This is a genomic window from Pedobacter kyungheensis, assembly GCF_000812965.1.
Taxonomy (GTDB): domain Bacteria; phylum Bacteroidota; class Bacteroidia; order Sphingobacteriales; family Sphingobacteriaceae; genus Pedobacter; species Pedobacter kyungheensis.
Genome location: NZ_JSYN01000004.1, coordinates 245,654 through 256,714 on the forward strand (window position 1 = coordinate 245,654; position 11,061 = coordinate 256,714).

13 protein-coding genes are annotated in these 11,061 nt (G+C 39.4%); 5 read left to right on the forward strand and 8 right to left on the reverse strand.

What is annotated here, in order from left to right:
- Positions 1–6 precede the first annotated feature (6 nt).
- Positions 7–948 carry a DUF1735 domain-containing protein gene (locus OC25_RS05080; protein ID WP_156131400.1) on the forward strand — a complete coding sequence of 314 codons (942 nt, stop codon included), beginning with the start codon at positions 7–9 and terminating at the stop codon, positions 946–948.
- Positions 949–1,373: 425 nt separating this feature from the next.
- Here OC25_RS05080 and pdxH read toward each other — a convergent pair whose 3' ends face one another.
- Positions 1,374–2,024 carry a pyridoxamine 5'-phosphate oxidase gene (gene pdxH, locus OC25_RS05085; RefSeq protein WP_039472636.1) on the reverse strand — a complete coding sequence of 217 codons (651 nt, stop codon included), beginning with the start codon at positions 2,022–2,024 and terminating at the stop codon, positions 1,374–1,376.
- A 46-nt stretch (positions 2,025–2,070) separates the two neighbouring features.
- Between pdxH and OC25_RS05090 the strand changes: the two genes are divergently transcribed.
- A complete protein-coding gene (locus tag OC25_RS05090) occupies positions 2,071–2,634 on the forward strand; it encodes a YqgE/AlgH family protein (protein WP_039472462.1) in 564 nt (187 codons plus the stop codon).
- Positions 2,635–2,840: 206 nt separating this feature from the next.
- Here the strand turns inward: OC25_RS05090 and purE are convergent, their stop codons facing one another.
- Both purE and OC25_RS05100 read right to left on the reverse strand, forming a co-directional pair.
- A complete protein-coding gene (gene purE / locus OC25_RS05095) occupies positions 2,841–3,341 on the reverse strand; it encodes a 5-(carboxyamino)imidazole ribonucleotide mutase (RefSeq protein ID WP_039472464.1) in 501 nt (166 codons plus the stop codon).
- Between the two features lie 29 nt (positions 3,342–3,370).
- Positions 3,371–4,510 carry a 5-(carboxyamino)imidazole ribonucleotide synthase gene (locus OC25_RS05100; RefSeq protein WP_039472466.1) on the reverse strand — a complete coding sequence of 380 codons (1,140 nt, stop codon included), beginning with the start codon at positions 4,508–4,510 and terminating at the stop codon, positions 3,371–3,373.
- Between the two features lie 56 nt (positions 4,511–4,566).
- On the opposite strand from OC25_RS05100, the gene OC25_RS05105 reads away from it, so the two are divergent.
- A complete protein-coding gene (locus OC25_RS05105; RefSeq protein ID WP_039472467.1) occupies positions 4,567–5,757 on the forward strand; it encodes a BaiN/RdsA family NAD(P)/FAD-dependent oxidoreductase in 1,191 nt (396 codons plus the stop codon).
- Positions 5,758–5,782: 25 nt separating this feature from the next.
- Positions 5,783–6,025 carry a DUF433 domain-containing protein gene (locus OC25_RS05110; RefSeq protein WP_039472470.1) on the forward strand — a complete coding sequence of 81 codons (243 nt, stop codon included), beginning with the start codon at positions 5,783–5,785 and terminating at the stop codon, positions 6,023–6,025.
- A 7-nt stretch (positions 6,026–6,032) separates the two neighbouring features.
- Here the strand turns inward: OC25_RS05110 and OC25_RS05115 are convergent, their stop codons facing one another.
- Positions 6,033–6,749: a hypothetical protein gene (locus tag OC25_RS05115; RefSeq protein ID WP_052265966.1), complete on the reverse strand. Its 717-nt coding sequence runs from the start codon at positions 6,747–6,749 to the stop codon at positions 6,033–6,035.
- Between the two features lie 357 nt (positions 6,750–7,106).
- Here OC25_RS05115 and OC25_RS05120 point away from each other — a divergent pair, with 357 nt between their 5' ends.
- Positions 7,107–9,308: a B12-binding domain-containing radical SAM protein gene (locus OC25_RS05120; protein ID WP_039472471.1), complete on the forward strand. Its 2,202-nt coding sequence runs from the start codon at positions 7,107–7,109 to the stop codon at positions 9,306–9,308.
- A gap of 59 nt (positions 9,309–9,367) precedes the next feature.
- Here OC25_RS05120 and OC25_RS05125 read toward each other — a convergent pair whose 3' ends face one another.
- From OC25_RS05125 to OC25_RS05140, 4 genes are read right to left on the reverse strand one after another with little or no spacing between them, the layout of a single operon-like run.
- Complete coding sequence (locus OC25_RS05125) at positions 9,368–9,631, reverse strand: hypothetical protein (RefSeq protein WP_039472474.1); 264 nt, start codon at positions 9,629–9,631, stop codon at positions 9,368–9,370.
- 1 nt (position 9,632) lies between these two features.
- On the reverse strand, positions 9,633–10,400 hold the full coding sequence (locus OC25_RS05130; RefSeq protein WP_039472476.1) for a cyclase family protein: 768 nt from the start codon (positions 10,398–10,400) through the stop codon (positions 9,633–9,635).
- A 56-nt stretch (positions 10,401–10,456) separates the two neighbouring features.
- The gene (locus OC25_RS05135) at positions 10,457–10,849 is read right to left on the reverse strand and encodes a type II toxin-antitoxin system VapC family toxin (protein WP_039472478.1); all 393 of its coding nucleotides are present in this window, start codon (positions 10,847–10,849) and stop codon (positions 10,457–10,459) included.
- Entirely contained in the window at positions 10,836–11,057 is a 222-nt protein-coding gene (locus OC25_RS05140) for a hypothetical protein (protein WP_039472480.1), read from the reverse strand. Before OC25_RS05140 ends, OC25_RS05135 begins: the two co-directional genes overlap by 14 nt.
- Positions 11,058–11,061 lie beyond the last annotated feature (4 nt).

Below are 11,061 nucleotides of genomic sequence, written 5' to 3' on the forward strand. Positions count from 1 at the left end.
AAAGAAATGAAAAATTATAAAAAAATTAGCCTTGCATTGCTGGTATTCACTGCGGGTTTTACCGCTTGTACCAAGCAAGATGGGATTTATACCGAAAACGGCTCGAGCGGGATTATTGAATTGGCCGATTTGCCTTCGAGAACCAGCTCTACGGCTTACGCTGTAGCCACTAAATCTTTTGATGCAGCAGCTTCGATTGATTTTCCGGTAACGATAAATTATACTGGTGTAGATGGCGCAGCTGAAGATGTAAACCTTGTTTTAGGTTTTGATGATACGGCAGTTGCTGCCATGAGCAGTAGTTACACGGTATTACCAACTACATTGTACACTGTACCCAGCTATAATGTAACAATCCCAAAAGGATCAAAAACAGCAACTTTTCACCTTACGCTAAATACAGCAGCTTTCGATTTTACCAAAACCTACGCACTGGGCATTAAAATCAAATCTGCTTCATCCGGAACCATTAGCAGTAATTACGGAACTGGTGTTTTTTTAATTGTTGCCAAAAACAAGTACGATGGCGTATATACCGTAACGTCTTCGAGTGCCATGGTTGATAATACCTCAAGTACTTTAACCGGTTATTACCCGATGACGCAGGAATTGAGAACAACCGGCGCCACTTCGGTAGTTGAATATGATGGTTATCTGTATGCCAACAATTATTATCACCCGATTAAAAGTGGTACATCGACTTCTGCTTATGGAAACTTCGCGCCAATATTTACCATGGATGCCGATGGAAATGTAACTTCAGTAACCAACTATTACGGGCAGGGAACTAACTCATCTGTTCGGGCAGCAAGGTTAAATCCGGCAGGGGTAAATAAGTTTACCGTTTCGGGCAATACCAAAGTTTTAGAGGTGAGTTACATCATGACACAGTCTGGTGCCGACAGGACATTCTTTTACGAAAAGTGGACTTATACTAAAGCTCGATAACAGCTGTTATTGTCATTCTTAAAATGGAGGTTTCGGCGAGAAACCTCCATTTTTTTTATCTCAAATTTTAATCTATTTATTATTGTTTAATATGTTGATTAACAAAAATATATAGTTAAAAAATGTTAAATGAAATGTTAAATTTTCGATCCTGTTTTTTAGTCGATACAAAGCAATTACTCATCGGTACAAGCTTTTAGATTACAGTCATTTTAAGGACATTTGAATCATCAGAAAAAACAAAAAGCATTTTTAATTGCTTATAGAAAGAAAATTATCGCCTGATCTTAAAAAGTAAAGGCGTTTTAATAAAGGTACTTCCTAGTAAATTTAGGTTAGTTAATGATTAGTTAAAATAGAGATCGTGCTGGATAGCCGATCTCTATTTGTTTACGGTAATTAGCTTCAGTCTTTTAGCCTTCTGCTTAAGGAGCTAATCTGCTTTTCACCCAGCTACCCTTAAGCTTTTCAAAATTAATGCGGTCGTGCAATCTGCTGCTACGGCCTTGCCAAAACTCAATGCGTGTAGGTTTAACCACATAACCACCCCAGTGGGCTGGCTTAACAATAGCTTTATCCTGGTTTTTGGCTTTAAAATCGGCGACTTTTTGTTCTAAAAAAGCCCTGTCGGGGATAACCTGACTTTGCGGCGAAGCAATAGCACCAATCTGGCTTTCTTCAGGGCGTGTATTAAAATAAGCCTCTGAAGTTTCTTTATCGAGTTTCTCAACCGTACCTTCAATTCTAACCTGTCTTTCCAGTTCAGGCCAGTGAAACACGAGGCAGGCATAAGGATTTTTCTTCAGTTCTTTTCCTTTGGCACTCAGGTAATTGGTGTAAAACCTGAAACCCTGCTCGTCAGCACCTTTTAAAAGCACGATACGGGCATCAGGCCGACCTGATTTATCGGCAGTGGCCAGCGTCATTACGTTAGGCTCATATATTTTAGCTTCAACAGCGTGTTCAAACCATTTTTTAAACTGTACAATCGGGTCGTTGTCTACGTCCGATTCGTCTAATGAAGCGCTTTTGTAATCTTGGCGCAGGTTTTGTAGAAATTCATTTGTAACTTGCATAAAACAAAAATAGGCATCTTTTACGGTGCTACAAATGATTATCGTCATGCTTAACAATATAAAACCGAAAACCGGCCGACTCCTGATCTCAGAACCTTTTATGTCAGATCCTAATTTTAAAAGATCAGTTGTGCTGTTAACCGAGCATGGCGAAGAGGGAACGGTGGGCTATATCCTCAATCAGGTAGGAAACTTAATTCTAAATGATGTAATCCAGGATTTATGGCAGGCCGATAACCACATTTATTTCGGCGGACCGGTAGCCGCCGATACCTTGCATTTTATACACCGTTGTTACGATAAGCTGCAAAGTGGCGAACCCATTGGCGATGGCTTGTATTGGGGTGGTAACTTCGAAACACTTAAAATCCTGATGAATTCTAATGCGATAGATGCAACTGAGATTAAGTTTTTTATGGGCTACTCGGGCTGGGGCGTAGGGCAGTTAGACCGGGAAATTGAAGAAAACGCCTGGATGGTAAGCGATATCCCGAATGTAGATCTGATTTTTGGTAATGACGATGAAAAACTCTGGCGCGATGTGATTGTGCATTTAGGACCAAAATTTGCCCATGTAAGCAATTTTCCGATTGATCCGAATTTGAATTAATCAGTTACCAGTTTGAAAGTGTGTAAACTTAAAACAGGACTGAAGTATTAATTTTAGTTTCTTTTTAAGCTTGTCACGTTGAGCCTGTCGAAACGCCTCACCTTGTATTTAAGTAGGTCCTTCGACAAGCTCAGGATGACAATCTTTATTTAGGATTCAGCGCGTTATATTTTCTCATAAATGGCTTTCCTACTCAGGACTAAAGACTACATAGAAGCAGCACTCTCCTCAACCTTTTTCCTTAAATCATCTTTGTAAGCCTGCATTTTAACCGTTAAAGATTCATCGGCTGTTGCCAGAATCTGAGCGGCAAGTAAACCAGCATTTTTAGCTGCATTTAAAGCAACTGTAGCTACCGGAATACCGTTTGGCATTTGCAGGATCGATAAAATACTGTCCCAACCATCAATAGAGTTCGATGATTTAACCGGTACACCAATAACAGGAAGCGTAGTGATTGAAGCCACCATACCAGGTAAGTGTGCAGCACCGCCTGCACCAGCAATAATTACCTTTAAGCCTCTGCCTTGTGCTTCTTTGGCATAGTTAAACATGCGTTCAGGCGTTCTGTGAGCCGAAACAACCGTAATTTCGTAACTGATTCCAAATTCTTTAAGTACATCTGCAGCATCTTGCATAACCGGTAAATCCGATTTGCTACCCATTATTATGCCTACACTGAAGTTTGATGAATTTGTATTGCTCATGATATATTTTTTAAATTTTATGGTAAGGGTTATGCAATTACACGTAATGTTTTTTGTACAAAACGGGCTTTTTCTATTGCTTTGTCTCTGTCGATATCGACAATGGTAGCGTGGCCCATTTTACGGAAAGGTTTGGTGTATTTCTTGCCATATAAGTGTACATAAACACCATCAATGGCTAATATTTTTTCTAAATTTTCGTATTTCGCTACGCCTTCATAACCTTTTTCGCCCAAAAGGTTAATCATAATTGCATTGGTTATGCTGCTGGTATCGCCTAATGGCAGGTTATAAATAGAGCGTAAATGTTGCTCAAACTGCGAAACGTAATTGCCTTCAATGGTTTGGTGACCGCTGTTGTGTGGGCGCGGAGCTACTTCGTTTACCAATAATTCACCATCCTTACACACAAACATTTCTACCGCTAAAATACCGGTAATGTTCATAGCCGAAGCTACATTTTTGGCAATGTTTTCGGCTTTTTGTTGCAAACTTTCGGCAAAAGTTGAAGGAGAAATCAAGAACTCAACAAGATTGGCTTCCGGGTTAAACTCCATTTCCACCATCGGAAAAGTTTTCATATCACCGTTGGCATTGCGGGCCACAATTACAGCTACTTCTTTTTCAAAATCAACCAGTTTTTCGATAATACAAGGCGCATCAAAAGCTTTATCTAAATCAGCCACACTGTTTATTTTCATTACGCCTTTTCCGTCGTAACCATCTTTTCTCAGTTTTAAGATATATGGGAACTGGAACTGGCTGTTCTCCATATCTTCTTTCGTATTTACAATCTGAAAGGGCGAAGTAGGAATATCGTTTTCTTTAAAAAACTGTTTTTGCACGCCTTTGTCCTGTATTAAGCGGATTACCCGCGATTGTGGAAATACTTTTTTACCTTCTTTTTCCAGTTGCTCCAATGCATCGATATTTACTTTTTCAATTTCGATGGTAATGATATCTGCTTTTTTACCGAAGTTATAAACGGTATCAAAATCGGTGATTGAACCGTTTTCGAAGTAATTTGCAATGTGTTTACAGGGCGCATCTGGATCAGGATCTAAAACCAATGAAGTAACATTGTAATTGATGGCTTGCTGGATGAGCATCCTGCCCAATTGTCCACCACCTAAAATACCTAATTTTAATTCGCTTATCTGTTTTGCCATGAGGGGTTGAAAATTATGCTAATTTTGCACAAAAGTAACAATATTTAGATTTATTGATGGATGCAGATGCGATAATTATTGGCGCGGGTGCCTGCGGATTGATGTGTGCCGTACAAGCGGGCTATTTGGGCAAGCGGGTAATTGTACTCGAAAAAAATGATAAACCAGGGGCCAAAATCTTAATTTCGGGTGGTGGCCGTTGCAATTACACCAACCAATTCGCATCAGCTGAGCAGTTTATCTCAGCCAATCCGCATTTTGTAAAGTCAGCATTCACCCAGTGGACGGTAGAAGATACCATCAGTTTCTTTGAAACTTACGGCATAACAGGAAAGGAAAAAACTTTAGGCCAGCTATTTCCCGATGATAAAAATGCCAAGGATGTGGTTGCGGTTTTTACCTCAATTTGCGAAGACTTTGGTCAGGAAATCAGGTGTAATGCTGCGGTTAACAACATTGAAATCTTTGACGATTACTTTAAGGTGAGCTACGAAAAGAATGGTAAAACGGTGGTATTAACGACAGAAAAACTGGTAATTGCCAGCGGCGGACTACCTATACCAAAAATGGGTGCCACTGATTTTGCCTTACGTTTTGCCCGAAAAAACGCGCTCAACATTATTGAAACCGCGCCAGCTTTGGTGCCTTTAACCATTACCGGTAAAGACAAAGAATGGTTTGCGCAACTTTCTGGCAATTCAGTTTTCTGCGAAGTGAGCAATGATGAAATCGCTTTCGAAGAAAATATTCTGTTTACACACTGGGGTTTAAGTGGACCTGCCATTTTGCAAATTTCATCTTTCTGGAGGCGAGGTGAAACGATTAACATCAATTTATTGCCCAACCATGATGTACTCTCGCTACTGGAAGATGAACGCAAAACCAATGGAAAAACTTTGTTATCTACCTTACTACACCGTTTTTATACCAGAAAGTTTACGGATGCCTTAGGTAAATTTTTGCCTTTAACTAAACCTGTAGCTGCTTTAACCAAGGCCGAAATCGATTTAATTACAACAACTATCCACCATTTTAAAGTTAAGCCAGCAGGCGATAAAGGTTATGACAAAGCCGAGGTTATGCGCGGCGGGATTGATACCAGCGAAATCTCTTCTAAAACCCTCCAATGTAAAAAGATACCCAACCTTTTTTTCGGTGGGGAATGTATGGATGTTACCGGCTGGTTAGGCGGTTACAATTTTCAATGGGCATGGGCCAGTGGTTTTGTGATAGCGCAGAATTTGTAGATATAATTTAGTAAATTTGAGTACTATGGATTCATTAAAAGATATTGTATCGACAAATGCAGACGTTTTAGGTGGACAACCTGTTTTCGCAGGTACACGTGTGCTTGTAGAAACATTATTTGTTCATATTGAAAAAGGCATAACAGTAGATGAGTTTTTGGAAGATTTTCCTAGTGTATCAAAAAAACAGGTTGTTGATATATTGGAAGTAGCCAATAAGCTGTTTACTTCCGATCATATAGATAAAATATATGAAATTGCTTCTTGATGAAAACCTACAAATAAACATTCGGCATAATCTCCCATGCCCAGGGTTTTTTAAAAGTTCTAAAGGTTCTTAATTGGCTGAAGTATAAAACTTCGCTGGTTTTCCTGTTGGCAATATCGCGTCGGTGCAAATTGCCAACAGTGGTAAATAATTGCCTGCTACTGAAATCGTAAATCCTTTCAGTCATATCGCCCGTATTCTGGTTAAAATAAAGGTTAATGGCACTGGTCAGAAACCAGTCTTTGTTTTGAAACTTAAAAGTATAACCCAGTTCCCAGCGCCATTCGCTGCCACCCTTAAACCGTAAAAACAGCTGCTGGTCTTTAATGGCCATTTGCTGTAAAGGATCGCCAACTTTACCGCCTTCTTCCGATCGTAATATGAAGTCGTTGTTTTGTGCCGAAAGGTTAAAAACGCCGTTAGCTTTATCTTTGAAATAAATAGCTAAGATGCGGGGTTTCTGCGTTTCCTTAATAATATCTGAATGATTATCGCCATAAGTTCTGGTCTCGTCTGTTACCTGATTGGATTCGAAAACCAGTGCAAGATCATCTGTAGCATCATTGTTTAAATCGCCAGTTGCACTTTCAATGAGCGTCCAGTTTTGGGGAGTAAGAGCAGCTACAGAAGCTCCCTGTGCCTTAACTTTTGGAAAAAGGAAAGTTTTTTGAGCAAATGTGGTTTGAACAAAGAGCAGTATCAAAAGCAAGGGCAAAAATCTCATGTAGCAAAAGGCGTTGTTGTTAGTTATAAAACGCCTGAATAGCAGTTTTAGTTTATATTTTAATTATAGGTCTCTCAGGTTTTATTGCAATGGTTTGAAGGAGATATGGTTTGGTATAAATTAACTATACATTTCCCGCTGATTCCACAGAAAATAAACGCAGATACAACAGATTTTAAGAGCATGATAAATGCCATGGTTGATGAAAAATGTCCATTTAATCTGCCTTTATCATTTAAATCTGCGGGAGATGATTAAGAAAATTCATCTTCAATTAAACCAGGGATAACGATTGTAGGAATAAGGATAATTAAACTGCTAAAAATCCCTTACTTTTGCATTTTAATTTTTTCTCTTTTGAAAACAGAACTTTTTGTTGTTACGCCGCCTTTTACCCAACTGAATACTCCTTATCCAGCTACAGCGTATATTAAAGGGTTTTTGAATACCAAAAATATTACTTCAACACAGGCCGATTTAGGTATCGAAGTGATTTTGAAACTGTTCTCAAAAAAGGGATTACAAGATTTATTCAGCTATGCTGATGAATCTAAAAATGTTAAAAGCGACAATGCCAAACGCATTTCTGCTTTGCAAGACGAATACTTAAAAACAATTGATGCGGTAATCTCTTTTTTGCAGGGTAAAAACCCAACGCTGGCACTTCAAATTTGTGGTGATGATTTTTTGCCTCAAGCCTCGCGTTTTTCTCAACTGGAAGAGCTCGACTGGGCTTTTGGTGCCATGGGTACGCAAGATAAGGCCAAGCACCTGGCTACCTTATATCTCGAAGATATATCCGATTATATTGTAGAATGTGTTGACGAAAATTTTGGCTTTAGCCGCTATGCGGAGCGTTTGGGCAGAAGTGCCAATTCTTTCGATGAGTTATATGCCGCTTTAGCCGAGGTACCTACCTATATTGACGAATTGCTGATTTCGGTGCTAAAAGAGAAGATTGAAGTTATTGAGCCTAAATTATTCCTCGTTTCGGTTCCTTTTCCGGGTAATTTATACAGTGCTTTCCGCTGTGCGCAATGGGTTAAGGCCAATCATCCGGAAATTAAAATTTCTATGGGGGGAGGTTTTCCCAATACCGAGCTCAGATCTTTATCAGATGCACGTGTGTTTGAGTTTTTCGATTATATTACCTTAGATGATGGCGAGCTGCCTATCGAACTGCTTTACCACAATATCACACATCCCGTACCAGCCGAGGCACATTTTTATAAAAGAACCTTCCTGTTGGAGGATAGTAAAGTGGTTTACCGAAACGATGCTTTCAGAAACGATTACAAGCAGGCTGATGTGGGTACCCCTGATTACAGCGACTTGTTGCTCGATCAGTACATTTCGGTAATTGAGATTGTAAACCCCATGCACCGCATGTGGAGCGATGGCCGCTGGAACAAGCTAACCATGGCGCATGGCTGCTATTGGGGCAAATGTACTTTTTGCGATATTTCTTTAGATTATATTAAAGTTTACGAACCTGTAGCTGCAAAACTGATTGTGGATAGGATAGAAGATCTTTATCAGAAAACTGGTCAGAATGGTTTTCATTTTGTAGATGAGGCTGCTCCACCTGCTTTAATGCGCGAGGTTGCCCTCGAAATTATCAGGAGAAAACTAGCCGTAACCTGGTGGACGAATATTCGTTTCGAAAAGAGCTTTACCCGCGATTTATGCCTGCTTTTAAAGGCTTCTGGTTGTATTGCTGTTTCAGGTGGGTTAGAGGTAGCCTCAGATCGTTTGTTAAAACTCATTGATAAAGGGGTAACCGTAGAGCAGGTGGCGCGGGTAACCCGCAATTTTACTGAAGCTGGCATTATGGTACATGCATATTTAATGTACGGATATCCAACACAAACCGTGCAGGAAACGGTTGATAGTTTGGAGATGGTTCGCCAGCTCTTTGAGGCAGGCGTATTGCAATCGGGGTTTTGGCACCAGTTTGCCATGACGGCACATAGCCCGGTTGGCATGTACCCGGAGAAGTTCGGCGTGGTAAAAGAAACCGAAGCTATTGGAACTTTTGCCAATAACGATATTAATTACATCGATAAAACGGGTATTGATCATAACAAATTCAGTTTTGGCTTAAAGAAATCGTTATTCAATTTTATGCATGGCATCTGTTTTGATTACGAGCTGCAGGATTGGTTCGATTTTAAAATTCCCAGAACTAAAATCCAGGCTGATTTTATTGAAACTGCCTTAAACGATGATCAGCATTTTAATACCAAATCTACAGCCAAAGTGGTTTGGATAGGGGGAAAGCCGGAACTAGATTATTTTATCAAATCGAAAAAGGGAAATACATGGGAAATGGCCTCGCTAACTTTTCACGATAAAAAAGAAACCTTTACGATACAAACCAATAAAGCAGAAGGCGAGTGGCTGACGAATATCTTAGCACAATTGGCGATTGCAAATGAGCGGGTTTACACTTTTCAGGAGGTTAAAGCTGATTTTGAGCGTGAGATGGATAATTTCGAGCTTTTTTGGTACTCGAAACCCATTAATACTTTAAGAACCTACGGTTTGCTGGTTCTATAAGATTGCAGTTGCTTAAGAGCAACTGCAATGAAGGGGTTTAGGATCTTTAGCTGACATTACTACATCTTCAATTTAAAATGCGTTAAGAAATAAATGATGCAGATAACGATGATGGAGTTTAAAATCACCAACAACCACGAAATAACCGATTTACGGTCTTTCATTAATGCGATAAACGAACAGGCATAAGCCATAATCATTAAGGCCAGAAACAGGTTTACTGTCGAAATTCCCAATAAACTGTAACCGTCGTAACTAAATACCAGACAGCCTAAAATCAGGAAAATGGTCGAGGCAATATTGTAAACTTTATTCGGTTTCATCTTAATCGTTTAATATTGCGACTACACGTGCAGGAGCCGCAGAAGCACCCTCAATCTTTAATGGGAATACACAAACTTTAAAGCCCGAAGGCGGTAAAGCATCGAGGTTAACCAGTTGTTCCATATGGCAATATTCGGCATTTTGACCCACCAAATGCGCTGACCAAAAATAGTCAGCATTATTCGTTCTTTTAGCTTCTTTAATCATGTATGGCAGGGGCAAATCCCAGCCCCATTGGTCTATCCCCATCATTTTAATGCCTTGCTCAATTAACCAGGTGGTAGCTTCGGGGCTCATTCCCGTTCCTTTTTCATGGAAATCTTTAGTACCGTTATATTTATCCCTTCCGGTTTTAATCAGCACAATGATTCCTGATTGGAGCGGGGTATTGGTTGCTTTCAGTGCTGCAGTTAAATCTGTAACAGTGATCGGATCAAAATCAGCTTTATGGCTCATATCTATTACCACTCCATTTCCATAGCACCAATCGAGCGGTATTTCATCAATGGTTTTGGCTTTTTGGCCGTTTACCGTTGGAGAATAATGCCAGGGTGCATCTACGTGTGTAGTTGAATGTACGCCCATTTTTTGTATCGTATCATCTGCCCAGCCCACAAAACCTGCAGGGAACAATTTAAATGGCAAACCCAGTAAACGGATCAGCCATTTGGCCTTACTATGTGGTTTATGTTTGATTTTTACCTTCATAAACCAGGGGTCGGAAGCGTTGTAACGGATGGGCTTAGATAAATCGATAATAGTTGGCATGTATTTTTGTAGTCTTGAATAGATAAATCAAGATTTGGGAGGTAAAAATTTGAATATTACCAGCCCAATATTTTTAAATCACTTATTTGAAGAAAATGTTTGTCTAGTGTGCTTAGCTTAAGTTTGTGTTGTATGGCGGATGAAGCAATCCAAATATCATTTTCAGGAATGGGGGCACCCTTTTTTCTCAGTTCAGCTTTGATTTTTCCATAAACCAGGGAAGTTTCATGATCAATATTCAAAACTTTATAAGCCGTTAATAACTGTTTAATATTCGCCATGTTTTGTTCAACTTTGACAGAATATGCAGCGCCATAAAATAGTTCTCCGATAACAATTGATGATAAATATACTTCAGCAGCATTATCAATGTGATTGGCAACCGAAACCTCGCCTTTTAGCAGGGCAGAAATAATGTTAGTATCTAATAAAACTTTATTTCCAGCCATCAAGATCTATATTTTCACAATCTTGTTCAATGGCTTTATCTATTATGGCCATATCCGCTTTTGAGATTAATCCCAGAAAATCATGTGCCGATCTTTTTTTTTCTGTTGATACTGATTTTTTTAAAACCTTCACAATATTCAGGTCTTCCAAATCTTTAAGTAATTTGTATGCCTTATTGTTGTTGATTTGAAGCAATACTGTTTCCATAATT

What these genes read in the sequence shown, in the direction of transcription:
- OC25_RS05130 (WP_039472476.1), bottom strand. Translation starts at nt 10,400, where the DNA reads ATGCCAACTATTATCGATTTATCTAAGCCCATCCGTTACAACGCTTCC.
- OC25_RS05115 (WP_052265966.1), bottom strand. Translation starts at nt 6,749, where the DNA reads ATGAGATTTTTGCCCTTGCTTTTGATACTGCTCTTTGTTCAAACCACA.
- OC25_RS05140 (WP_039472480.1), bottom strand. Translation starts at nt 11,057, where the DNA reads ATGGAAACAGTATTGCTTCAAATCAACAACAATAAGGCATACAAATTA.
- OC25_RS05135 (WP_039472478.1), bottom strand. Translation starts at nt 10,849, where the DNA reads ATGGCTGGAAATAAAGTTTTATTAGATACTAACATTATTTCTGCCCTG.
- OC25_RS05110 (WP_039472470.1), top strand. Translation starts at nt 5,783, where the DNA reads ATGGATTCATTAAAAGATATTGTATCGACAAATGCAGACGTTTTAGGT.
- OC25_RS05105 (WP_039472467.1), top strand. Translation starts at nt 4,567, where the DNA reads ATGGATGCAGATGCGATAATTATTGGCGCGGGTGCCTGCGGATTGATG.
- OC25_RS05100 (WP_039472466.1), bottom strand. Translation starts at nt 4,510, where the DNA reads ATGGCAAAACAGATAAGCGAATTAAAATTAGGTATTTTAGGTGGTGGA.
- pdxH (WP_039472636.1), bottom strand. Translation starts at nt 2,024, where the DNA reads ATGCAAGTTACAAATGAATTTCTACAAAACCTGCGCCAAGATTACAAA.
- OC25_RS05080 (WP_156131400.1), top strand. Translation starts at nt 7, where the DNA reads ATGAAAAATTATAAAAAAATTAGCCTTGCATTGCTGGTATTCACTGCG.
- OC25_RS05090 (WP_039472462.1), top strand. Translation starts at nt 2,071, where the DNA reads ATGCTTAACAATATAAAACCGAAAACCGGCCGACTCCTGATCTCAGAA.
- purE (WP_039472464.1), bottom strand. Translation starts at nt 3,341, where the DNA reads ATGAGCAATACAAATTCATCAAACTTCAGTGTAGGCATAATAATGGGT.
- OC25_RS05125 (WP_039472474.1), bottom strand. Translation starts at nt 9,631, where the DNA reads ATGAAACCGAATAAAGTTTACAATATTGCCTCGACCATTTTCCTGATT.